General features: G+C 58.2%; 17 protein-coding genes. 12 read left to right on the top strand and 5 right to left on the bottom strand.

Annotated elements, in window-relative coordinates; genetic code table 11:
* Positions 1 to 30 precede the first annotated feature (30 nt).
* The 6 genes from AC27VJ_RS10130 to AC27VJ_RS10105 all read left to right on the top strand — a co-directional run bounded on the left by AC27VJ_RS10130 (position 31) and on the right by AC27VJ_RS10105 (position 8,404).
* Positions 31 to 2,301, top strand: coding sequence for a sensor histidine kinase NtrY-like (locus AC27VJ_RS10130; protein ID WP_488683917.1), 2,271 nt, complete (start codon positions 31 to 33; stop codon positions 2,299 to 2,301).
* Entirely contained in the window at positions 2,291 to 3,655 is a 1,365-nt protein-coding gene (gene ntrX, locus AC27VJ_RS10125) for a nitrogen assimilation response regulator NtrX (RefSeq protein WP_111838316.1), read from the top strand. Before AC27VJ_RS10130 ends, ntrX begins: the two co-directional genes overlap by 11 nt.
* Positions 3,656 to 3,692: 37 nt before the next feature.
* On the top strand, positions 3,693 to 5,069 hold the full coding sequence (trkA, locus tag AC27VJ_RS10120; protein WP_488683916.1) for a Trk system potassium transporter TrkA: 1,377 nt from the start codon (positions 3,693 to 3,695) through the stop codon (positions 5,067 to 5,069).
* Positions 5,070 to 5,257: 188 nt separating this feature from the next.
* Complete coding sequence (gene hfq, locus AC27VJ_RS10115) at positions 5,258 to 5,500, top strand: RNA chaperone Hfq (protein WP_003496145.1); 243 nt, start codon at positions 5,258 to 5,260, stop codon at positions 5,498 to 5,500.
* A 219-nt stretch (positions 5,501 to 5,719) separates the two neighbouring features.
* Positions 5,720 to 7,048 carry a GTPase HflX gene (hflX, locus tag AC27VJ_RS10110; protein ID WP_488683915.1) on the top strand — a complete coding sequence of 443 codons (1,329 nt, stop codon included), beginning with the start codon at positions 5,720 to 5,722 and terminating at the stop codon, positions 7,046 to 7,048.
* 249 nt (positions 7,049 to 7,297) lie between these two features.
* Complete coding sequence (locus AC27VJ_RS10105; RefSeq protein WP_488684335.1) at positions 7,298 to 8,404, top strand: GGDEF domain-containing protein; 1,107 nt, start codon at positions 7,298 to 7,300, stop codon at positions 8,402 to 8,404.
* 16 nt (positions 8,405 to 8,420) lie between these two features.
* Here the strand turns inward: AC27VJ_RS10105 and mazG are convergent, their stop codons facing one another.
* Positions 8,421 to 9,257, bottom strand: coding sequence for a nucleoside triphosphate pyrophosphohydrolase (mazG, locus tag AC27VJ_RS10100; protein ID WP_488683914.1), 837 nt, complete (start codon positions 9,255 to 9,257; stop codon positions 8,421 to 8,423).
* Positions 9,258 to 9,282: 25 nt separating this feature from the next.
* Entirely contained in the window at positions 9,283 to 9,870 is a 588-nt protein-coding gene (locus AC27VJ_RS10095; RefSeq protein ID WP_488683913.1) for a deaminase, read from the bottom strand.
* 233 nt (positions 9,871 to 10,103) lie between these two features.
* Between AC27VJ_RS10095 and cysG the strand changes: the two genes are divergently transcribed.
* The 5 genes from cysG (at position 10,104) to AC27VJ_RS10070 (ending at position 15,027) form a co-directional block, all read left to right on the top strand.
* On the top strand, positions 10,104 to 11,564 hold the full coding sequence (cysG, locus tag AC27VJ_RS10090; RefSeq protein WP_488684334.1) for a siroheme synthase CysG: 1,461 nt from the start codon (positions 10,104 to 10,106) through the stop codon (positions 11,562 to 11,564).
* Complete coding sequence (locus tag AC27VJ_RS10085) at positions 11,557 to 11,871, top strand: DUF2849 domain-containing protein (protein WP_113088083.1); 315 nt, start codon at positions 11,557 to 11,559, stop codon at positions 11,869 to 11,871. The genes cysG and AC27VJ_RS10085 overlap by 8 nt, the downstream gene beginning before the upstream one ends.
* An 8-nt stretch (positions 11,872 to 11,879) precedes the next feature.
* Positions 11,880 to 13,550 (top strand): nitrite/sulfite reductase, encoded by a 1,671-nt coding sequence (locus AC27VJ_RS10080; RefSeq protein ID WP_488683912.1) that lies wholly within the window; start codon positions 11,880 to 11,882, stop codon positions 13,548 to 13,550.
* 11 nt (positions 13,551 to 13,561) lie between these two features.
* Positions 13,562 to 14,068: a DUF934 domain-containing protein gene (locus tag AC27VJ_RS10075; RefSeq protein WP_488683911.1), complete on the top strand. Its 507-nt coding sequence runs from the start codon at positions 13,562 to 13,564 to the stop codon at positions 14,066 to 14,068.
* Positions 14,069 to 14,214: 146 nt separating this feature from the next.
* The gene (locus AC27VJ_RS10070) at positions 14,215 to 15,027 is read left to right on the top strand and encodes a ferredoxin--NADP reductase (RefSeq protein WP_113088086.1); all 813 of its coding nucleotides are present in this window, start codon (positions 14,215 to 14,217) and stop codon (positions 15,025 to 15,027) included.
* A gap of 53 nt (positions 15,028 to 15,080) precedes the next feature.
* On the opposite strand, the gene AC27VJ_RS10065 is transcribed toward AC27VJ_RS10070, so the two are convergent.
* Positions 15,081 to 16,346, bottom strand: coding sequence for an MFS transporter (locus tag AC27VJ_RS10065; protein WP_488683910.1), 1,266 nt, complete (start codon positions 16,344 to 16,346; stop codon positions 15,081 to 15,083).
* A gap of 140 nt (positions 16,347 to 16,486) precedes the next feature.
* Between AC27VJ_RS10065 and AC27VJ_RS10060 the strand changes: the two genes are divergently transcribed.
* Positions 16,487 to 16,990: a hypothetical protein gene (locus AC27VJ_RS10060; RefSeq protein ID WP_488683909.1), complete on the top strand. Its 504-nt coding sequence runs from the start codon at positions 16,487 to 16,489 to the stop codon at positions 16,988 to 16,990.
* A gap of 47 nt (positions 16,991 to 17,037) precedes the next feature.
* Here AC27VJ_RS10060 and AC27VJ_RS10055 read toward each other — a convergent pair whose 3' ends face one another.
* Both AC27VJ_RS10055 and AC27VJ_RS10050 read right to left on the bottom strand, forming a co-directional pair.
* A complete protein-coding gene (locus AC27VJ_RS10055) occupies positions 17,038 to 17,475 on the bottom strand; it encodes a PACE efflux transporter (protein WP_488683908.1) in 438 nt (145 codons plus the stop codon).
* Positions 17,476 to 17,647: 172 nt separating this feature from the next.
* Positions 17,648 to 24,493, bottom strand: coding sequence for an apolipoprotein A-IV repeat region-like domain-containing protein (locus AC27VJ_RS10050; RefSeq protein ID WP_488683907.1), 6,846 nt, complete (start codon positions 24,491 to 24,493; stop codon positions 17,648 to 17,650).
* Positions 24,494 to 24,905: the final 412 nt, after the last annotated feature.

The following is a 24,905-nucleotide window of genomic DNA, read 5'->3' as shown; positions in this document are numbered from 1 at the left end:
GCCGCACAAGGCGGCATGGGAAAATGATCGATGCGCAAACCTGTCACCGATAGGGTTTCCGACCGTGCGGCTGCTGACATAGTCATTGCCGACCGGCGGATGTCCTTTGCTTTCCCGGGACTGGTGCTTGCGGGTGTCGCGCTCATCTGCGCCATGCTGACGCTGTTCGTGCTACTGGGGCTTACCCCCATTGCGCCGACCACCAATGTCGTCATCGCGTCTGTGGTCATCAACTCGCTTTTCGTTATCGGGCTGATGTATCTCATCGGTCGTGAAATCAGCCGGTTGATGAAGGCCAGACGCCGGGGCAGGGCGGCGGCACGGCTTCACGTTCGTATCGTCGCACTGTTTTCCATCGTCGCGATTACGCCTGCCGTTTTGGTCGCGATCTTTGCCAGTATCACGCTGAATGTCGGTCTGGATCGCTGGTTCGCTATCCGCACCCAGGCTATCGTGGATTCCTCCAGCAATATCGCTCAGGCCTATATGCTGGAAAATGCCGGTTATCTGCAGGGTCAGACGCTGTCCATGGCGACAGATCTCGACCGCAACCGGGCACTTTTTTATCTCGACCGGACCGGTTTCAAGGATTTGATGACCCGGCAGGCCAAAGGACGCGGTTTTCTCGGCGCTTTCCTCGTGCAGGAAGATGGCGATGCCGTCGTTCAGGCCGACATCAAGACCGAAAAGCCGCTACCGGCCATTCCGCAGGATGCGTTGGAAAAGGCCGCTGCCGGTCAACCCACGCTGATCCCGCCGGGCATTACCAATCTGGTCGGTGCCATCATCAAGCTTGAGGGCATCGGCGGAACTTTTCTTTACACTGTGCGTGCTGTTGACCCCAAGGTCATGGCGGCCATGCGGCAGATGGAAGAGAACCGCGCTGAATACAAGGCCATGGAAGCGGGCCGTGCACCGCTGCAAATCGCCTTTGCCATCCTCTATCTCGGCTTTGCTCTGATCGTGCTTCTGGCCGCCATCTGGACTGCTATCGCCGTGGCTGACCGTATCGTGCGGCCCATCCGCCTGCTCATCAGCGCCGCTGACAGCGTGGCGATGGGCAACATGCATGTGCTGGTGCCGGTGCGTGCAGTGGATGGTGATGTGGGGCGCTTAGCGAGAACCTTCAATAAGATGATTGGCGAAATCCGCAGCCAGCAGGAAGAAATCATCGAGGCCAAAGACGATATCGACAATCGCCGCCGCTTCATCGAAGCCGTGCTGTCGGGCGTGACGGCTGCCGTGATTGGCGTGGACGAGCATCGCAACATCACCATCGCCAATCCCTCCGCCGAAGAGTTTCTGGCCGTTTCGTCCGAGCAGTTGCTTGGTTCGCCGCTGGTTGAAGTTGCGCCGGAAATTGAACATGTCGTAACCGAAGCCGCGGCTTCGGCGCGCATGGATTTTCGCCACCAGATCAACATCATCCGGCGCGGCAAGGAGCGCACGCTCAATGTGCAGGTCACACGTGAGGATGCGCGCGACGGCCACGAATCCTACGTCATCACACTGGATGACATCACCGATCTCGTCATCGCCCAGCGCTCTACCGCATGGTCAGAAGTCGCGCGACGCATCGCCCATGAAATCAAGAACCCGCTGACGCCGATCCAGCTGTCCGCAGAGCGTATCAAGCGCCGTTTCGGTAAACAGATCAATGACGAGGCGGATCGTGCCGTGTTCGACCAGTGTACGGACACCATCGTCCGTCAGGTGGGCGATATCGGTCGCATGGTGGACGAGTTCTCGGCTTTCGCACGCATGCCCAAGCCGACCAAAGAGATGTCCGATTTGCGCACGATCCTCAAGGACGCCACATTCCTGCGGGAAATGGGCGCAGCGCATGTGAAGTTCGCCACCGAATTCGGTGACGAGGCTCTCGAAGGCATGTTCGATGCGCGCATGCTGGGGCAGGCCTTCGGAAACCTCATCAAGAATGCCACCGAGGCCATCGAATCAGTTGAGACGAGCGACAGCCCGCGTGAGGGCAAAATCCTCGTCAGGGCGTCGTTTGACGAGCAGAACAATCGCTTCATTGCCGATGTGATCGACAATGGTCGCGGTCTGCCTGTTGAAAACCGGCACCGCATTCTGGAGCCCTATATGACGATGCGCGAAAAAGGCACGGGCCTTGGTCTGGCCATCGTCAAGAAGATTATCGAAGAACACGGCGGTCATCTTGAGTTGCATGATGCACCCGCCGATTTCGATCATGGCCACGGCGCCATGATCAGAGTGCTGCTGCCGCATATCGAAGCGGCGGGCAGTGAAATAGACAAGGAAGTTGCATATGGCGTCTGATATTCTGGTCGTAGATGACGAAGCGGATATCCGCGAGATCGTAGCCGGTATTTTGTCCGATGAAGGCCATGAAACCCGCATGGCTTTCGATAGCGACAGCGCGCTTGCTGCCATTTCCGAACGTGTGCCGCGCCTGATCTTTCTGGATATCTGGATGCAGGGCAGCAAGCTGGATGGTCTGGCGCTGCTGGATGAGATCAAGAGCCGCCACCCCGACCTTCCGGTGGTGATGATTTCCGGCCACGGGAATATCGAAACGGCGGTCAATGCCATCAAGCGGGGCGCGTTCGACTTCATCGAAAAGCCGTTCAAGGCCGATCGTCTCATTCTCATTGCCGAACGGGCGCTGGAAAACTCCAAGCTCAAGCGCGAGGTATCCGAGCTAAAAAAGCGCACGGGCGACGCTGTTGAATTGATTGGCGCGTCGCTTGCCGTTTCTCAACTGCGCCAGACAATTGACCGTGTGTCGCCCACCAACAGCCGCATCATGATTCTCGGCCCATCCGGCTCCGGCAAGGAGCTAGTGGCGCGTATGATCCATAAGAAGTCGTCGCGTGCGACTGGCCCTTTCGTGGCGCTGAATGCCGCAACGATCACGCCCGACCGCATGGAAATCGCGCTGTTCGGCACCGAAGGTCTCCCGGGCCAGCCGCGCAAGGTCGGCGCCTTGGAAGAGGCGCATCGCGGCGTTCTTTATCTGGATGAAGTCGGTGAAATGCCGCGCGAAACGCAGAACAAGATTTTGCGTGTTCTCGTGGATCAGCAATTCGAGCGCGTCGGCGGCGGCAAGCGGGTGAAGGTCGATGTTCGCATCATCTCGTCCACGGCCCATAATCTTGAAGGCCTGATTGCCGACGGGCTGTTCCGCGAAGACCTCTATCACCGACTGGCCGTCGTTCCGGTCAAGGTTCCGGCCCTGTCGGAGCGTCGCGAGGATATCCCGTTCCTGGTCGATATGTTCATGCGCCAGATTTCCGAACAGGCGGGCATTCGCCCCCGCAAGATCGGTGATGACGCGATGGCCGTTCTCCAAACCCATGACTGGCCCGGCAATATCCGCCAGTTGCGCAACAACATCGAACGCCTGATGATTCTCGCCCGTCCCGAAGGCGGTGATACGCCGATTTCTGCGGATATGCTGCCAGCCGATATTGGCGATATGCTGCCAAAGATCGCGGCGCAGGGAGATCAGCACATCATGACTCTCCCACTGCGGGAAGCGCGCGAGATGTTCGAACGGGATTATCTCGTTGCCCAGATCAACCGCTTTGGCGGCAATATTTCCCGCACGGCGGAATTTGTCGGCATGGAACGGTCGGCCCTGCATCGCAAATTGAAATCGCTCGGCGTATAACCATCCAAAATTGCCGTCTGGTCCGTAGAGAGAGCGTATGAAAGTCATCATTTGCGGCGCAGGCCAAGTGGGTTACGGCATTGCGGAGCAATTGTCGCGCGAGGATAACGAAGTCTCCGTGATCGATACTTCGGCAGCACTGATCGCGGCGATTACAGAAACGCTCGATGTGCGCGGCTATGTCGGCCATGGCGCACATCCGGATATGCTGGCCAAGGCAGGTGCAGATCAGGCCGATATGATTATCGCCGTGACGCTCTACGACGAAATCAACATCGTTGCCTGCGAAGTGGCACACGCGCTGTTCAGCGTGCCGACCAAGGTCGCGCGCATTCGCGACCAGAGCTATCTTCAGCCGGAATATGGCGATCTCTTCAGCCGCGAGAACATGTCCATCGATGTGACGATCTCGCCCGAGATCGAAGTCGGCAAGATGGTGCTGCGCCGCATCGCTTTTCCGGGCGCAACGGATGTGGTGCGTTTTGCCGATGACAATGTCTTCATGCTGGCCATCGAGTGCATGGAGAATTGCCCGGTCGTCAACACGCCGTTGCAGCAGCTCAGCCATCTCTTCCCGGATTTGGTCGCAACCGTGGTGGGCGTCTATCGCAACGGTCATTTGAAGGCCATTGATTCCTCCGAGCAATTGCGCACCGGCGATCTGGCCTATGTCATCTGCCAGAAAGAGCATGCGCGCCGAACGCTTGGCCTGTTCGGTCATGAAGAGAAGGAAGCAGGCCGCATTGTCATCGCTGGCGGCGGAAATATCGGTCAGTATGTGGCCCGCTCCATTGAGGAGTTTCAACCCAAGACGCGGGTGAAGATCATCGAGTCCGACCGGGAACGCGCCATTGCCGCATCCGAAAAGCTGAACTCGACCATCGTGCTGAATGGTTCGGTGCTGGATCAGAAAATCCTGCATCAGGCAGATATTCAGGATGCGGACCTGATCGTCACGCTGACCAATAACGACCAGACCAATATTCTCGGCGCCGTCATGGCAAAGCAGATGGGCTGCAAGTCCAACCTTGCTTTGCTGAACGGCCCGTCTTTCCATGATGTGGCCAAGTCACTGGCACTCGATGCCTATATCAACCCGCGCGCCGTGACGATTTCTCGGGTGCTGCAACATGTCCGCAAAGGTCGCATTCGCTCGGTCTATGCGGTGCAGCGCGGTAATGGCGAAATCATCGAGGCCGAGGCGCTGGAGACGTCGCCGCTGGTGGGGCAGGCACTGCGGGATCTGGCCTTGCCGGATAGCGTCCGCATCGGCGTCATCTACCGTGACAAGAAAGTCATCCGTCCGGATGGAAGCACGAAAATCAAGGCCAGGGATCGCGTCATCCTATTTGCTTCGGCAGATGCCGTGCGAGAGGTGGAACAGCTATTCCGTGTATCTATTCAATATTTCTAAAACATTGGCTTTGAATTGAAAAAAGCTCTCCCTAGTAAATCCGGGTAAGTTTTTCGACATTGCGGAACAGATCGTGATTTGATACCAGAGTTGCTGATCGGCTGACTGGGGACGAGGTTCAACCGATCCTATTATTGATTGTTTATTTCCCGGTCTCCCATCCGGGCAAAAAAGAAAGAATCGGCGCTATGGCGGAACGTTCTCAAAACCTGCAAGATCTTTTCCTGAACACTGTTCGCAAGCAAAAGATTTCGTTGACGATTTTCCTAATCAACGGTGTCAAGCTCACGGGCGTTGTTACCTCCTTCGACAATTTCTGCGTTCTTCTTCGTCGGGATGGGCATTCCCAGCTCGTTTACAAGCACGCGATCTCGACCATCATGCCGGGCCAGCCGATGCAGATGTTCGAATCGGAAGAGGGCGCTGCGTAACAGCGCACTCAACCGCAAGTCGATAATCAAATCTTGAATTGCTAGACAACGGAACCTTAGAAAGGCCCCGTTGTTTTGCATTATATGCGCTTTCGTTTATCAACGGCGCTGTCTGGATCGGTTCCAGCTTTTAGAACACGCGAAAGGTGCGGGCACATTTCTACACGCGACACATCGAATGAATCCATCATCCCTGAGCAGGAAAAGCACCGGGACGATATGCGCGCGGTGGTTATCATCCCGGTCTTGAAGCAGGGCCGAAATCCCAAGGAACCGTCGGCCACGACGCCGCCTCGCTCCATGGAAGCGAAGCTGGAGGAAGCCAAGGGGCTGGCTCTGGCCATCGATCTACACATTTCGCAAGGCCTCATCGTTCCCGTCAATCAGCCTCGGCCCGCCACACTGTTCGGCACAGGCAAGATTGAGGAAATCGGCCATCTGCTGGACGAGACGAATTCGGGCCTGGTCATCATCGACCATCCGCTGACGCCGGTGCAGCAGCGCAATCTTGAAAAGCAGTGGAATGCCAAGGTCATTGACCGCACTGGTCTGATCCTTGAAATCTTTGGTCGTCGCGCCTCCACCAAGGAAGGCACGCTTCAGGTCGATCTCGCCCACCTGAATTACCAGAAGGGCCGCCTCGTCAGAAGCTGGACCCACCTTGAGCGTCAGCGCGGTGGCGCTGGCTTCATGGGTGGTCCCGGTGAAACGCAGATCGAAGCCGACCGTCGCTTGCTGCAGGACCGCATCGTCAAGCTGGAAAAAGAGCTGGAGCAGGTGGTTCGCACGCGCCAGCTTCACCGCGCCAAGCGACGCAAGGTGCCACATCCCATCGTTGCACTGATCGGCTATACCAACGCCGGAAAATCGACGCTGTTCAATCGCATCACCGGTGCTGGCGTGCTGGCCGAAGACATGCTCTTCGCCACGCTCGACCCAACCCTTCGCCGCATGAAGTTGCCGCATGGGCGCACCGTTATTCTCTCGGATACGGTCGGTTTCATTTCCGATCTGCCGACGCATCTCGTAGCTGCTTTCCGTGCCACGCTCGAAGAGGTGCTGGAAGCCGACCTTATTCTTCACGTCCGCGATATGTCCGACCCTGACAATGGCGCGCAGTCTGCAGACGTTCTGCGCATCCTCGGCGATCTCGGCATCGATGAAAAAGTTGCAGACGAGAAGATCATCGAGGTCTGGAACAAGGTCGACAGGCTCGATCTGGAAACCCATGACGCCATTTTGCACAAGGCAGAAGGCCGTGCCAATGTCCGCGCCGTTTCCGCCATCACGGGCGAGGGCGTCGATAGGTTGATGGACGAGGTTTCCCGGCGCCTTTCCGGCGTTTTGACGGAAACCACAGTGGTCCTCAATGTCGAGCAATTGCACTTCCTGTCGTGGATATACAACAATGCTGTTGTCGATACCCGCGAAGACAATGAGGACGGCTCGGTGACGCTGGAAGTGCGCCTTTCCGAAGCGCAGGCTTTGGAGCTGGAACGCCGTCTGGGCAAGGTGCAGAAGGCTGACACGGAAGACTGGGAACGCTAGGGCGAGGTTTTTTTACCGTTTGGTTGAAAAAACCTACATGCGTTCATAAGGAAAAGCTTTTGGCGCATAACTGTTATGCGCCGCATGCAACCAATAGTCCCTTTTTTGTTAGGGTTTCGTAATCGCCTCTATGTGATAATGTCGCTCAATTCATACGAGTTGACGAGAATGTTTCAACCTTTAGACCTTAATACAGTTTTGCTGCTTCACAAGCTTTCCTTCTTCGTGGCAGCAATGTGCTTTTTGTATGTGCGTTCTCAGTCGCGTGAAAGCGTTGGGCTCGGTTTTCTTGCGATTGGCTTTTTTCTGGTCGCCATGGCGTCCACACTTGTCAGCATCGGCAAGCTTTTAAACGGATATGAAGGTCTTCTGTCCTTGGCTGGCAGCTTTGCCGGTCTAGTAGGATACTCGATCTTCTGGATCGGCATGTGCCGTATCAGCACGCAAAGACTGCGGCGCAGGGAATGGCTGGTTCTGTGTGTTCCGGTTTTGGTTTGCGCCGTGCTTCTCGCCTCCGGCCTTTATGTTTTTTCGGAAGCCAGAACCACCGCGTTCCAAACCACGGCGGCTGTTCTTCTGCTCGCCGCCGCTTATACCGTCTATACGGATCGCCTGATCGAGCCGCTTCCTGTGCGAAAGACGCTTGCCGCAACCATCGCCTTTGCTGCCTTTCTCAGCGCGCTCGTGGTCGTCGGCGTTCTCCTTCCCAAGATCGCGCTTGTCTCTTCCAGAAACGCATTCTTCGTTTCCATCGTTTGCCACTTCGCCATTGCCGTCTTCGTGCTGGCGCTCGTGAAAGAGCGGGCGGAGGAGAGATTGCGGCGGCTGGCTGATCTCGATGTGCTGACGGGTGTGCCCAACCGTCGATCGTTTTCCGAACATTTGCCGGAACAGATGCGTCAGGGCGATGTCATCGTCATGATCGATATCGATTACTTCAAGCGCATCAATGACGGCTTCGGCCATCTGGCTGGCGATGAGGTGCTGGTACGTGTGGCGCGGGAACTATCCGCCCGCATTCGGCCCAATGACAGTTTTGCGCGCTTTGGCGGTGAGGAGTTCATTCTGTTCATGCCCGCCACGGGCGAGAGTGACGCCGAAACGCTGGCTGAAAGCCTTCGCCAGCTCGTCAGTTCCATCAAGCATCTGATCGATGACCAGAAGGTCGTTGCCACGCTGAGCATGGGGCTTGCCGTGTGCGAAGAGAAGAACTGCACACCGCACGCGCTGATGAAAATGGCAGACACGGCGCTTTATGCCTCGAAGGCTGGCGGGCGCGACAGACTGACTGTCTATCGCGCGGAGGAGTTCTCCAAGGATTCGTCGCTATCGAACAATGTGCGCCACGCCGGTTGAGGCTCGGCGCGCTGCGTTAATCAGCAAGCTGACGCTCGATAGCTTTGGCAGACTGCCAAAGCTCTTCCATCCGCTCTAAAGTCGCCGCCTCCAGCGTCTCGCCATTTTCGGCCAGCGATGTCTCTATGTGATGGAAGCGACGGCGGAACTTGGTGTTGGTTCCCCGCAGCGCATTTTCGGGATCGGTCTTCACATGGCGGCCGATGTTGACGAGTGCGAAAATCAGATCGCCCAACTCATCCGCCACCTTTTCCGGCTTGCCCTCGGCCAGAGCCTCGCGCAGTTCCCGAACTTCTTCTTCGATCTTGTCGAGAATCGGCTCGGGTGCCGACCAGTCGAAGCCGACGCGTGCCGCTTGCTCCTGAAGCTTCAGCGCTTCCGTCAATGCCGGTTGGGTGCGCTGGATGGAGCCAAGAAAACCGGCTTTGAAATCATCGCCCAGCCCGCGCTTGGCGCGGCGTTCGGCACGCTCCCGCTTCTCCTGCGCCTTGATGACGTCCCACTGGATTTTCACCGATTCTGCCGTATCTGCTGCCGACACCGCAAAGACATGCGGATGGCGGCGGATCATCTTGGATGTTACGGCATGGACGACATCGCCGAAGGAGAACTCGCCCATCTCTTCGGCAATGCGCGAATGGAACACGACCTGCAGCAGCAGATCCCCAAGCTCGTCGCAAAGGTCGTCCATATCGTTGCGTTCGATGGCATCCGCCACCTCATAGGCTTCCTCGACGGTATAGGGCTTGATCGTCTCGAATGTCTGCACGATGTCCCAGGGGCATCCCGTTTCCGGCTGGCGAAGTGCTTCCATGATCTCGATGAGACGGGAAATATCCTTCGAGGCTTCCATATGATTTCGCTTTCTGCGGAGAGTGTCAGTTCAGAGGAATATTGTTGTCGCCCTTGGACGACTGGTAGTTCACCGACAGGTCATCATAGGCAGCCTTGATGCGCGCCGTCTGCTCCCTGAGTTTCGACTTGAACGGATCATCCAGATTTTCCACTAGATCGGAAATGAAATAGGAATTCCAGAACGCATTGTTGCGGCGATAGCCGCCAGGCTCCAGACCGAAAACCTCTTTCAGGATTTTCAGATCATGCGGAATGGCGAAAGCATCGCGAGAATCTTCATGGCTGAAGAAGGAGTAGAAATTATCGAAGCCAGCCCAGGTGATAGCGGACATGCACATGGTGCAAGGTTCATGGGTCGATAGGAAAATCAGATCCTTGGTGTTCGGCTTTTCTCCCAGCTCATAGAAACGCTTCAGCGTGTGTACTTCGCCGTGCCACAGCGGGTTCTCGAGTTCGTTGTTGGTCTCCGCCACCACCAGTGACAGGTCGGATTTGCGCAGGATGGCAGCGCCGAAAACCTTGTTTCCGAGCGACACGCCGTGTGCGGTCAATGGTAGAATATCGTTCTCGATAACATCGAGCAGGCGAGACGCTATGGTGTGTTCAGTCAAGGTATTTTTCCCGTTCGAGTGATGCCTGTTTATTGGCCAATTTTGGACGAATTCTGCCGATAAAATGCACAAAATTTGTAGAAAATGTGTGGAATTACAACAGCGTGACGTTTTTTTGTCATCGGTTTGTTTTCCTCCAAATCTGCGCTTGCCGAGAAATAAAAATCTACTGCACTATAGCAAGCGAATTTCTGTACCTTCAATCCTTGCGCTCGATCGGACATATTATGGGCATGCTTAAAAACGCTTCAGATAGGGCTGATCAACGGCTTACGACTTTTCCTGCCTTTTTCAAGGTGGACCAGCTTCCTGTTGCGGTTTTTGGAAATGGCGACGAAGCCTTTGCCAAGGTCCGCCTGCTTCTCAACACAAGCGCTGAAATTCGCGCCTTTGCCGATGCGCCACAGGCCGACTACGCCGCGCTGCTTGCGCAAGGTCAGGTCGCGCACCACCCCATCCCATTCTCCCCGGAATTGGTGGAGGGCATGATCCTCGTTTTTGCCGCGACCGGTGATGAAGCACTGGATCGCCAGATTGTTGACGCCGCCCGCGCAAAGTCCATTCCCGCCAATGCTGTCGATCAGCCCGGCTACTGTGATTTCTATACGCCCGGTCTCGTGTCCCGAGCACCGCTCGCCGTTGCCATCTGTACCGAAGGGGCAGGGCCAGTCCTGGGGCAGATGGTGCGTGCACGTATCGAGCAGATGCTGGCGCCGTCGCTCGGTCGCCTTGCGCGTCTTGCCGTTGAATATCGTGATGCCGCTGAACGCAGCATTCCCAAGGGTGCGCTTCGCCGCAACTTCTGGCGTCGTTTCTTCTCTGGCAGCGTCGCGGATGCCGTTGCCCTCAACGATATCGACACAGCCCACAGCGCCGCAGCCAAGCTGCTGGCCTCGCCGGAAAGCCCTGAGGGTTATGTCTGGCTGGTGGGCGCAGGCCCGGGTGCGGAAGATTTGCTGACGCTGCGGGCGCAACGCGTTCTGATGCAGGCCGATGTCATCGTTTACGATGCGCTGGTGCCGCAGGAAATCGTGGATATGGGGCGTCGCGATGCCGAGCGCCTGTCCGTCGGCAAACGCAAGGGCTGTCACTCCAAATCCCAGTCCGACATCAACAAGCTGTTGGTGTCGCTGGGCGAAGAAGGCAAGCGCGTCGTGCGCCTAAAATCTGGTGACCCGCTGATCTATGGTCGCGCAGCCGAGGAAATGGCGGCGCTGCGAGAGGCAGGCATCGGTTATGAAATCGTGCCCGGCATCACGTCTGCATTCGCTGCTGCCGCCGATTTCGAACTGCCGCTGACGCTGCGTGGCGTTGCGTCCTCGCTCATCTTCACAACCGGCCATGATCTGGCGGGCGATGTGCTGCCGGATTGGGCGCGGCTTGCCGTGTCTGGCGCAACGATTGCCGTCTATATGGGCCGCTCCGTGGCTGCTTCGGTTGCCACACGCCTGATGAGCGCCGGGCTGAATGCGGACACGACGGTTGCCGTCATCGAGAACGCCAGCCGGTCCTATCGCCGTCTTATGCACGGCACGTTGAAGGATTTGCCAGCACTGGAACATCGCGATGAGCTTAGCGGTCCGGTCATGGTCATCATCGGTGATGCGGTTGCCGGTGCGAATTTAGGACGGTCCGAAGCGCTGGTTGCGGCTGGCACGGTTTCGGACCTGAAGCAGGAGTATGCAAATGGTTGACAAGGTTCTGACGGCCAATCGTTTGAGCGACGGCATTGCCGTCTGGCTCGACGCAAGCGGTGAGTGGAACGAAGACCTCCAGTCGGCTCTTGTCGCACGCCATGCGGAGGCGGAAGCCTCGCTGGAGGAAATCGGCAAACGCGACTTTTCCGCCAACAAGGTGGTTGACGTCAACATTGTCGATGTCACCGAGGAAAACGGTCAGCTTTGGCCAACACGCCTGCGCGAACGCATCCGTGCGGCAGGACCAACCATGCATTACGCCAAAGGCTTTGAGCCAGCGGACGCAGCATTTATCGCAGTCTGAGGAATATCATGTACCGCTACGATGAGTTCGACCATGCTTTTGTTCAAGGCCGCGTGGAGCAGTTTCGCGATCAGGTGGAACGTCGCCTGTCCGGCGAGCTGGCCGAAGATGCCTTCAAGCCGCTGCGTCTGATGAACGGCGTTTACCTGCAATTGCACGCCTATATGCTGCGCGTCGCCATTCCCTATGGCACGCTGAATTCCAGGCAAATGCGGATGCTGGCGCATATCGCCCGCAAGTACGACCGCGGTTACGGCCACTTCACCACGCGCCAGAACATTCAGTACAACTGGCCGCGCCTTGCGGATACGCCGGATATTCTGGCGGAACTGGCAAGTGTGGAAATGCACGCGCTGCAAACCTCCGGCAACTGCATTCGCAACGTCACGGCAGACCATTTCGCCGGTGCTGCCGCTGATGAAGTTGCGGACCCACGCCCATATGCTGAAATTCTGCGCCAGTGGTCGTCCGTTCACCCGGAATTCTCCTTCCTGCCGCGCAAGTTCAAGATTGCGGTTACGGGTGCAGAAAAGGATCGCGCCGCCATTCAGGTGCACGATATCGGCCTGCATCTGAAGAAGAACGACAGGGGCGAAATCGGCTTTGCCGTTTACGTCGGTGGCGGGCAGGGCAGAACGCCGATGATCGCCAAAAAGATCAAGGACTTCCTGCCGGAAGAGGATTTGCTGTCCTACACCACCGCCATCATGCGCGTTTACAATCTGCATGGCCGTCGTGACAACAAGTACAAGGCCCGCATCAAGATACTCGTTCACGAAACGGGTGCCGAGGAGCTGGCGCGTCAGGTGGAAGCGGAATTTTTCGAGCTCAAGAATGGCGAGCTGAAACTGCCGGACGCCGATATTGCCGCCATCACCTCCTATTTCGCGCTGCCGGATTTGAAGCAGCGTCCCGAAGGCTGGGAAAGCGTCGCGCGCTGGAAGAAGGCGGATGCAAATTTCGCACGCTGGGTGGACCAGAATGTGCAGCCGCATCAGCATCCCGATTACGGCATGGTAACGGTGTCGCTGAAGCCCATTGGCGGCATTCCGGGCGACGCTTCCGACGAGCAGATGGATATCGTGGCCGATATCGCAGAAGAATATGCGCTGGATGAAATCCGCATCAGCCACGAACAGAATATCATCCTGCCGCATGTGGCTCTTGCTGATCTGGAGCCGGTCTATCGCGCTCTTGCGGGGGCTGGCCTTGCGACCGCGAATGCCGGTCTGATTACGGATATTATTGCCTGTCCCGGGCTGGATTATTGCGCGCTGGCCAATGCGCGCTCTATTCCAGTATCGCAGGAAATCTCCAACCGCTTCGGTTCGCCGGAACGCCAGGCGGAAATCGGTGAGCTGAAAATCAAGATTTCCGGCTGCATCAACGCCTGTGGCCACCACCATGTCGGCCACATCGGCCTGCTGGGTGTGGAAAAGAAGGGTGCCGAGCTCTACCAGATTACGCTGGGTGGATCGGGCGACGAGAACTCGTCCATCGGTGAGATCATCGGTCGCGGTTTCGAGCCGGAAAAAGTAACGGACGCTGTTGAAACCATCGTCGATACCTATCTCGGTTTGCGTCTGTCGAAAGAAGAAACCTTCCTTGAAGCCTATCGCCGCGTCGGCGCGCAGCCTTTCAAGGAAGCGCTCTATCCGGCAGCAGCCGCAGCCGCATAAGGAACCGCATCATGACGAAAATCTGGAATGAGAGCGGTTTCTTGGATAACGATCCGTGGGTCATCGAGACCGAAGAGGTCAAGGCGCAGAATGGCCAGAGCGCTATTCTCGGCCTTGATGCCTTCATTGCACGGGCCGAGGAAAGCAACGATATCGGCCTTGGTGTTCTCGTGACACCGGCTGATGACGTTGAGAAGCTTCGCCCGTTTATTGATCGCATCGCGCTGGTCGCGGTCAACTTTCCGGCCTTTAGCGACGGCAGAGGTTTCAGCCACGCGTCGCTCTTGCGCACCCGTCTGAACTATCAGGGTGAGTTGCGGGCAGTGGGTGATGTGCTGATCGACCAGGTGCCGCTGATGCTGCGCACCGGTTTCACCAGCTTTGCGGTGACGAACGACACGGCGATCCGTCGCCTGTCCGAAAATCGCTTGCCGGGCATCGATGTCTATTACCAGCCAACGGCAAAGCCTGCTGATGGTCAAGAGACCTATAGCTGGCGTCGCCGTGCGGCAATATGAGTTCTTGCGCAGAAATATGAGTTTTTGATACATATTTCCACGCGCATAGCACCAATGACATTCCTGTACCTTCAAAAGTCAGGCCGGATGGTATATTGCCCCATCTGCAAAATGTCGCAAACCATGTGAAGATGGACGGATAGAGAATGAACGCTCCAGCCAAGACGGAAGAATTTGCGGTGAAAATCCCTGACGGCGTCTATGCCGAGACGGTGCTTTCTGTCGAGCATTACACGGACCACTTGTTCCGCTTCCGCATGACCCGTCCTGCGGGCTTCCGTTTCCGCTCAGGCGAATTCGCGATGATCGGCCTGATGGTCGGTGAAAAGCCGATCTACCGCGCCTATTCCATTGCCAGCCCGGCGTGGGACGAAGAACTGGAATTCTTCTCCATCAAGGTGCCGGATGGCCCGTTGACGTCGCATCTGCAGCAGATCAAGCCCGGCGACACGGTGCTGATGCGTAAGAAGCCGACAGGCACGCTGGTTCTGGACGCACTGACGCCTGGCAAGCGCCTGTATATGTTCTCCACCGGCACCGGCATTGCACCCTTCGCAAGCCTCATCCGCGACCCGGAAACCTATGAGAAGTTCGAGGAAGTTATCCTCACCCACACCTGCCGCGATGTTGCCGAACTGAAATACGGCTTCGATCTGGTCGAGGAAATCAAGAACCACGAGTTTCTGAGCGAGTTGGTCGGTGATAAGCTGAAGCATTATGCGACAGTCACGCGCCAGGACTATGCCTTTACGGGCCGCATCACGGACCTGATCGAGAATGGTAAGATGTTTGCCGATCTTGGCGTGCCTGCCTTCGACCCCGCCACGGACCGTGGCATGATCTGCGGCTCTTCCGCCATGCTTAAGGACACCAAGGCGCTTCTTGAAAAAGCAGGCCTGAACGAAGGTGCCAACAACAAGCCAGCTGAGTTCGTGATCGAGCGTGCTTTCGTGGGCTGAGTGTTGCCACCAGCGATGAGTTATAAAGGAGGCCAATGGCCTCCTTTTCTGTTTCAGCCATCCGTTGCCTGTCTTGGCGCGATATCGTGGCGGAACATCAGGAACAGCACGATGGCAATTGCGGCAATGCCGCCGCCGACGAGATGCGAAAGCGCGTAGCCGCCTTCGGTGGTCAACCAGCCTGCGACACCATTGCTGAGAGATGCACCGATTCCCTGGATTGTCATGACACTGGCGAGGCCGACATTGAAGCGTCCGGTGCCTTTCAGAATGCGCTCGACGGCCACCGGCGTCGCGATGCCGAGCAGGCCAGCGCCGATACCGTCCAGCAATTGAACCGGATAGATAACCCAGAATTCGTGGAAACTGGCCGCCAGCACGCCGCGCACGGGCAGTGCTGCAAGCGCAATCAAAAACACTGCAGACAGGCCAAAACGACGGATGAGCCATGGCGCGATGGCTGCAACGAAGATCATCGCAAATTGCGCCACGCCGGTAATGATGGCCGTGGTGCGGAATGGCGTATTCAGCTCGATGGCGAAGTTCTGCGCAATCAGCCGGCCCATCGGTGCATTGCCGAAATGGAAGATCAGCAGGATGATGGAGAGGAAGATCAGTCCGCGTTCTTTGAAAAGAACCTTAAAGCCGGAGGTGCCGGGCTCGCCTTCATCCTGCCCAAGCCCGCGCGCCACCTTGTGATCGATCCGTTTGGGATCGATAGCCACGATCGCGGCAAGCGCGCCGATAGCAGTCGCCACCATCAGGCCGATGACGCCGGAGACACCAAAGGCCGTGACCGCGAAATAGGTGGCAAACAGTGAAACGAAATTGCCGCCATGGTTCCAGAATTCATTGCGCGAGATTTGCTGTGAGAACAGCTTTTCGCCGACCAGGCCGAGGGTGAGGCCAGCAAGGGCAGGACCCACGACAGCACCGACAACGGCTGTCATGATCTGACCTATCCAGACCACGGCCTCGTTGGTGAACATCAGCGTAATCAGCGCGCCGATGGTGACGAGAACCACCGGCACGGCAATCAGCGTGCGCTTCCATGTGGAGCCATCCACCAGCGCACCGCAAAGCGGCGTTGCGGCCAGCCCGACTAGCCCACCAACGGTGGCGATGACGCCCAGCTGCATGGCTGACCAGCCATTGGTGGCTAGAAAAGCATCCAGAAACGGACCGAGCCCATCGCGGGCATCAGCGAGGAAAAAGTTGAGGACGGCGAGTGCGAAAATGGAGCGGTCGGATATGCCGCTCTCCGGGGATTTCCCGAGAGAGTGACCGCTGGCATCAAGTGGCGCTGTTAGCGTTGTCATGGAAAGCTCTCCGGGACGCTGAGATGAAGCTGGCGAGAAACGCGCCGACCCGGATTAGGTTGCTTTGGTGCATAACATTGCTGGCGAAGGAACAATCGGCAGGGCGAGACGTTCGGACTTCACAAACAAGGACCACGCGAATGACATGCAAGCTGATTTCTATCATAGCACTCGCGACCGCACTGGTGGCACCGCCGGCGATGGCTGATGAAAGCCAATTTCTCGCCTCGCTCAAAGGCAGCTGGAAGGGCAGTGGCACGGTCACCACCCGCATCGGCGCCAGGCCCATCAATGTGAACTGCACATTCGAATCCACCGCATCTGGCCCATCGCTGCGCATGAATGGCACTTGCCGTGGACTCGTCGTAATCCGCCGCGCTATCTCGGCGGATTTGAGCGCCAATGGCAGCCGTTACCGAGGCAACTATGTCGGCCCATCCGGCAGGCCATCCGCGCTTTCCGGTAGCCGCAGCGGCAACTCTATCAATCTTGCGATCCGCTGGACCCGCGACATCAATGGCGACCGCGATGCCGCCATGACCATTACCAAGATGGGCAACAACGGCTTGCGTCTTCGCACGACGGACAAGGATGGCGCAGGTGGCTCGACGGTGGTAACGGCCGACATCAGGCTGACGCGCTGAGACCAGCTTGCTTAACCACCAAGACATTGGAAAAGGCCAAGCCCCGGTTATTCTGCCGGGGCTTCTTTTTGCCATTCGGGCAGCGGAAACAGCCGGTCGTAACACCAGTTGAAGACGAAAGCGTATACGACGTAAAACAGCGCGAATGACACGTCCATGACCAGCGCGTGCATGAAGCTGATGTTGAGATACCACGCGATGAAGGGCATCAGCACGATCAGCAGGCCCAGTTCAAACAACAGCGCATGTGCAATGCGAATGGCCGTGGTTTTCTGTGTTGTGCCTTTGGCGCGCTGCATGACGTGGTCGAAACCGAGATTGTAGAGATAGTTCCAGGCCGTGGCGATGGTGGCGCTAACGACGCCGACAATGCCGACATCGGTCATAGGTATGCCAAAGATCATGGCGCCGAAGGGAATTATGAGCAGAAGGCCGATAATCTCAAAACTGAGCGCGTGGCGAACGCGGTCCTTGAAAGAACGCATGGGATGCTCCCGTGTTATCGGGCCGTCCCGAAGTCATGAATAAGGGCGGGGTCGTCCCCGCAGGGCACATATAGAGACTTGCCTAGGTAGGTTCAAGAATATTGCTAATATGCAATATGAAAAGGCCCCGGAAATATGCTCTCCGGGGCCTTAGTCTTAAAAATGGAGCGCCTTAGCTGAAGCGTCCTGCCGCGTGTGCCAGCATCGTATAGACCTTGCCGGTATCGGAGGTGAGATAGGATTGCGTGATGGTGCGGTCGCGATCCGTTCTCGCCACGTCTGCAAGCAGCTTTTCGAAATCCGAGATGTAGCGATCAACAGCGGTACGGAATTCCGTCTCGCGCTCATACTTACGCTTGATCTCATCAAAGGTCTGCTGGCCCTTCAGCGTATAGAGGCGGCGTGTGAACACATCACGTTCGCCACGCTGGTAGCGGCCCCAGAGCTCTACCGATGCGTCGTGATCGATAGCGCGGGCAATATCCACTGACAGCGAGTTCAGCGATTCCACGACATGGCGCGGGTTGCGCGGATCGGCAGCCCGGGTCTGCGGCTCGGCGGACTGGCGCGGAGCCTGGGTTGCGGGTGCCGATGCATCTTGACCATCGCGAGATGCGCCACGCAGGAGATCGCTGATCCAGCCGCCACCATCTTCACGGCGCTGCGCCGGGGCAGCAATACCGGCCTGAGGCGGCACGCTGCGGGTTTCAAGCGGCTGCGTGGTACGGAACTGCGGAGCAGATGGCTGCTGTGGTGCGACCGGCTGCTGCTGCGCCGGGCGGGCGAGGACCGGCGACGGCGGCACGACCGTTGCCGCTGGCTGCGGGCGCGGCTGTTCCACGCGAGGCTGCTGCGCAACCGGCTGAGGCTGTGGCTGCTGTTGTGGCGCAGGAGCGGGCTTTGTGGCAGCGATAGCGCGGGCGGCTGGCTCGGAAATTTCCAGCTGCTGTGTGGAGCGACCTACCAGTTGGGAAATATCCTGCAAGGCCTTGATCTGTTCGGAAACCGCGCGGCGCATGGCAGCGGCGCTTTCCTTGGCTTCTTCCGGCAGGTCGAAGGCACCGCGCTTCAGCTCTGCACGGGTCGAATCCAGTTCCTTGCGGATATCGACGCTGGAACGGCGGATTTCATCCGTTGCACCGGCAAAGCGGGACACAGCCTCTTCCACGGCTTCGCGCAATGTCTCGCGCAGCACGGCTGCGGCGGCATTGGACTTGTCCGTGGCGTTGCCCAGCAGCTTGTCCACATCCGAGAGCGAGGAGGCGACGCCGCCGCGCAGGCGGTTGACCAGCTCGTCTGAATATCTCTGCGCATCCGCCATCGTACCTTCGATGGAGCGGCTTGCATCTTCACCGGCAGCAGCCAGTGCGCCGCGCATGTTCTGTGCTGCCGTCTGGGCGCGCTGCTCCGTCTCATCCAGCGAACGACCGATCTGGTCGAAGGAGGAGTTGAGATTATCGCGCAGATTGCCTGCAACATTGGCCGAACGCTGTTCTGCCTGTGCGAGGGTCTGTTCGACCACGCCCATCACGCCGCGCATCGAATTTTCGATTTCCTCAGAGCGCGAGAGAAGGCCGACCGAAAGCGTGCGAAGCGCTTCCTGACGTTCTTCCAGCGTGCCGACGAGGCTGGTCTGGGCGGCGCTGAGCAGTTCCGACGCTTGCGACAGAACCGTGGAATGCTCTTCGAAGCGACCGACGATACCGGCGACCTGCGACAGGGTCTGGCCGGAAATATTCGCCAGACGGTCGATCTTGCCTTCCAGCAGACGGCTGGAGCTGGACACCATGTCGGCGGCCCGCGATGCGGAATCGGAGAAGCTGGAGGCAGCCGTGTTGAGAGACTGGTCCGCCGCCTTGAATTCCTGCGAGGCGCGCGCAACGGCAACGTTGAGGCTATCGACGGCACCCGTTACCACTTCAGACATGCCGGAATGCGTTTCGGAAAGCATCGTCGTGCTGTTGCGGGTTGCGGCCACCAGCTTGTCGGCGGCGTCCGTGCCTGCCTTGGCGTAGTCGCCAATGGCCTGCTCCACCAGTTGCACCATACCGCTGTTGCTTTCGGCCAGAAGATTGGCGCTCTGCTGTGCGGCGGTGACGATCTTCTCCGCGGCATTCTGGCCAATCGTCGCATATTCGTTGACGATGGGCTTGGCTTTTTCTTCGATAAGGCGCGACAGCTCGGCAGAGCGGCTGGCCAGCATGGAGTTAAGTTCGCGGGTGCGGCTGTCGAGCGTGGAGCGAATGGATTCGCCGCGCGCATCGAGCGAGCTTTCGACGCCGGAGAGCGTTTCTGAGATGGCGCCGACCTGCGAGCGAACAACGGCTTCCGCTTCGGCAACCTTGTTGACGATGGCATTGCCAGCTTCCGAGAAGGTCTGGGCGACGGCTGCGGCCTGGCCGGAGAGGCGGCCCTGAGCTTCCGAAATGCGTCCGACAATTTCTTCCGAGCGCTGTTCGATGGCGCGGGTGAATTCGTCGTTGCGGTTCTTCATCTGGTCGGCAAATTCAGAGCCGGTCTTGGCCAGAAGTTCGGTCGAACGCAGCGCTTCGCCATCCATGGTCTGGGTGGCATTGACCACCGCGTCACGCAGGCTGACGGCAAGGTTGGTCGCCTTGCCTTCAATGGTACGGTTGACGTTTTCAAGGCCGATATTCAGAGCGCGGTCCATGGTGCCCAGACGCTCATCGATGCGTGCCGTGCCCGTGTCGAGAACACCGGCAATGCGCTGCGTGGCGTCGTCGCTGGTGCGAACGAAATCCGCAGTCTTGCCGTCCAGTGTTTCGGAAATCTTGCGGCTGGCATCTTCAATGGATGCATTGACGTTACCGAGATCCGACTGAATGCGGGTCTGCAAGCCACCGATATTGGTTTCCAACCGTGCGCCGGTCTCATCCAGACGGGTGGAGACGTTGCTGACGGACTGTTCGACACGCTGGGACAGCGCATCCGCAGCGCCGCCGATTTCGCGGGCGGCTTCATCGATGCGGGTGGAAACGGCGCTGGCGCTGTTGCGCAGACGCTCTTCCAGTGTTGCACCGCTGGTGTCGATGGTGCGCTGAATGGCTTCCTGCTGGGTTTCGAGCGACATTTCCAGCATGCTGGCGCTGGACGCAATCGTGGTGCCGATAGACATGGCCTGCTCGGACAACAGATCGTTGATGCGCTCCTGCGCGGAACCGAGTGTTTCGGTAAATGCGCCGTGATGCTCATCGAGCGTGCTGCGAAGCTGCTCGTGCGAGGAAACGAGATTGTTTTCCAGACGCGAAACGCCGCTTTCCATCGTGTCCGAGAAACGGCCTGCGCCGCCCTCGATGGCCGTTTCGATGCGGGTGGCCGCAGTGCCGACGGTCTGTTCGATCAGGTCGCTGTTGCGCTCGACGGTGCGGGTAATCGCATCTGCCTGGACACCCAGCATCGTATCGAGACGCAGATGACCGACAGACAGGGCTTCCTCAATTGTGGAGGCCGTGGACGACAGGCGCTGTTCGGCACCGGCAACGGACTGGGTGAGGGCGGTCGTGCGGCTATCGAGCGTTTCGGTAATGCGCTCTTCGGCACCCGAAATTGCCATGTCGATGGCCATGGCGCGGCTGTCGAGTGCGTCGGCAATGCGCTCTTCAACGCCGGAAACGGCATTGGCAAGTGCCGCCGTGCGGCTATCCAGCGTATCGGCAATACGACCCTCAACGCCGGACACGGCGCTGGTCAGCGCGAAGGTGCGGGTATCAAGGGTTTCGGCCAGACGTTCTTCGGCGCCGGAGAACGCCATGTCGATGGCAAGAGTGCGGCTGTCGAGCGTATCGGCAATGCGTTCTTCAACGCCGGAAACGACGTTGGTCAGAGCGGCAGTCCGGCTATCGAGCGATTCTGCGATGCGTTCTTCTGCACTGGAGAATGCCATATCGATAGCCATGGTGCGGCTGTCGAGCGTGTCGGCAATGCGTTCTTCGACACCAGACACGACGCTGTTGAGGGCGGCCGTGCGGCTATCAAGCGTTTCAGCGATGCGCTCTTCCGCGCCGGAGAATGCCATATCGATGGCCATGGTACGGCTGTCGAGTGTATCTGCGATGCGTTCTTCAACGCCAGACACCACGCTGCTGAGTGCAGAGGTGCGGCTTTCCAGTGTGTCCGAAATGCGGCTTTCGACGCCCGCAACGACAGTGGTAAAGGCTGCCGTGCGCGCATCCATGGTTTCTGCGATACGCTCTTCCGCACCTGAGAAGGCCATCTCGATGGCCATTGTGCGGCTGTCGAGCGTATCGGCAATACGTTCTTCGACGCCAGAGACGGCTGTGGTCAGCGCGCTGGTGCGGCTTTCCAATGTTTCGGCAAGGCGTTCTTCGGCGGTCGAGAATGCCATGTCGATAGCCATTGTGCGGCTGTCGAGTGTGTCGGCAATACGCTCTTCGACGCCGGAGACAACGCTAGAGAGCGCAGCCGTGCGGCTTTCCAGCGTTTCAGCGATGCGATCTTCAACGCCGCTAACGGCATTGGAAAGTGCTGCCGTACCATGCTGGATGGAATCGGAGATGCGCGTTTCGACGCCGGAAACAACGGTGTTGAGGGCGGCTGTTCTGGAATCGAGTGCTTCGGTGATCCGCTCTTCCGCCCCGGAGAACGCCATGTCGATGGCCATCGTGCGGCTGTCGAGCGTGTCAGCAATGCGCTCTTCGGCACCGGAAACGGCGCTGGTGAGCGCGCTGGTGCGGCTTTCCAGAGTTTCGGAAAGACGCTCTTCGGCGGTCGAGAATGCCATATCGATAGCCATTGTTCGGCTGTCGAGTGTGTCGGCGATGCGCTCTTCGACGCCGGAGACCACACTGTTCAGCGCAGCGGTACGGCTGTCGAGCGTATCGGCAATGCGGCTTTCCGCACCCGAGACGACATTGGCAAGGGCTGCGGTTCTGGTTTCTAGCGTGTCGGCAATACGATCTTCCACACCGGCGACGGCATGGTGGATGGCTGCAGTGCGAACGTCTAGCGTATCGGCCAGGCGTTCCTCGACGCCGGAGACAGCGCCGGTGATGGCGGCTGCGCGGCTGTCGAGCGTTTCGGCAAGGCGGCGCTCGACATCGGCAACGATGCTGTTGATGGCGGCGGCGCGCTCTTCCAGAAGGGCGGCCAGATGCTGGGCCGTGCCGGACATGGAGCCGGTGATGGCTTCCGCGCGGCTGGCAAGAGCCGTGTCGAAACGATCCTGCGTCGCCGTCAGTGCGCCGAACAGCGCAGTGCTGCGTTCTGCCAGAACCGCATCGATCTTCTCATGCGTATCGCTGAATGCGCCGGTAATTTCCGCCGTGCGTGCGCCGATGGCGTCGCTCAATTCGCGGGTATGGCTTTCCAGAGAGCTTTCCAGCATTTCCTGGCCGGTGCCCAGTGTCGTCGCGAGAGCGAAGGACTGGTCGGTGAGGGCGGTGCTGAGGCGCTCTATGCCGGAATTCAGCATGCCATCGATGGAATCGGTGCCACCGGCAACGGTTTCATTGATGCGCGCAAGGCTTTCCATCAGCTTGCTGTCGAGGCTGCCTGCGCGCTGGTCGAAGGCGCTGGTGAATTCTGCCACGCGCTCGTCGAATGCCGAATTGACGAGGCCAACCGTAGTCTGAAGCTTTTCTTCGAACAGGCCAGAGCGCAGATCCATATCCATGATCGCGTCATCGGCACTGCTTTGCAGGTTCTGACGGAAGGACAGGCCTTTTTCTTCCAGCGTTGTCGTCAGCTTGTCGAGAACATTATCCAGCGAGCCGCCGATAATGTCCTGACCGCGGTCGATGTTCTGGCTGATTTCCAGCGTGCGCTTGGACAGGATGTCGTTGAGAAGGCGCGTGCGCTCTTCCAGCGACTTGTTAAGGTTTTCCGTACCGGTGCTGAGCGTGGAGGCCTGCGTGGCAAACTGCTCCAGAAGCAGACGGCCGCGATCATCCAGCGTTGTGCTGAGATCGTGCAGGCGCAGGTCGAATTCGTTTGACAGCGTCGCGCCGGATGTGTTGAGCGCCTTGAGAAGATTGTCGGTCTTGGCCGCAATCAGGCTGCCCATGGCTTCTGTGGAAATACGGGACTTTTCGAGCAGCGCGGCAGAGCGCGTGTCGATCATCGAGGCGAAAGCTTCGCCGCTGGTGGCCAGACGCATGGAAAGCTCTTCACCAACGATGGAGAGTTCTTCCTTGATCTGGTCCTGTGCGCCGACGATGGACGAGCGAATACGCTCGGCGTGATTGATGATGGCATCGCGCTCTGCGCTCAGTTCCTGAACGAGGCTGCGGACGCGCAATTCATTGTCGGCATAGCTGCGCTCGAGCGCATTGACTTCGGAATGGACGAGCGTTTCGAGTTCGGTGGCGCGTGCAATGGTGCGCTCGATGCCGTCATTCATAGCCGACACTTCGCGGCGTACGGCCTGGCCGACGGACATGATGCGCTCGGACGCGATGGTTTCCGGCTCTGCGAGACGAAGGGCGACTTCCGCCATGGAGCGGGCAGCGTTGCGCAGGTCCTTGGCGCGCGCCATCATGATGGCGAAGGCGAAGAACAGCATGATCGGAACGATGACGCCGACAATGATGGCCATGACGCCGGGAACGGCAAACAGTTCCGCAATCGAGCTGACGTTCCAGATGAGGTTGCCATAGATGACATTGGCAAGACCTGCACCGGCAATGGCCCAGAGAACGGACACAATGGTCGCATTACGCAATGCGCCGGCCATGGAGCCGGCATCCAGCGATTTGAGGATCATGGCGGGGCTGCGCTTGGAGCCGTCATTGGCCGCTTCGAGAGATGGCGATCTCGGTGCTGGCTCTGGCGCGGGGCGCTGCTGTTGAGGCGGTTCAGCCGCGCGGGCTCTGTTTTGTTCTGGCACTCTTGTCTGTTCTGGCACTCTGGCCTCCGCAGGCTTTGGAGTGGACCTTTTCCGAGGCTCCGGCTTATTTTCGTACGCGCCAAGCTGCAAGGCATCTTCCAACGCCTGAAACGCAGTCTCGTCAATCGAGTCGCTGATCTTGTTGTTCGCCATGCGGTTACGCCTCGTTACTCTACGCCCGGCCTCATGCCGTTCATCCGTCCGCCGCCTGCTTTCGGATATCCGCCATCAATGCCTCAAGGCACGATACCAGCCGGTATATAGTGCCTCGTTTCTTACTAATTCCTGAGAGCACGTCGCTAAGCTTTCAGGCAAAATTACATTTACACACCGAATTTACAAAACCAGAACTCAGGTCATGCAAGACGGCAGTACCGTAGTGACACATTTGCGCCTTTGAAACAATTAATGCCACGGGCAAGCCTATGCCAAGTGGCGGTTTGTTAACAGTTTTTAAACCTCGGTAGCAAGCGGAAGGCCTTGTTTCGCATAAGTTTAACATAAATTAACCATAGCGAAAGATTTCCACCTTCGTCGCGCCCCAATTTAAGCTCATCGCAGGCCT

The sequence above is a fragment of the Agrobacterium sp. 20P9.1.2 genome, from assembly GCF_057799395.1.
This window is presented reverse-complemented; position numbering and strand designations above follow the sequence as displayed.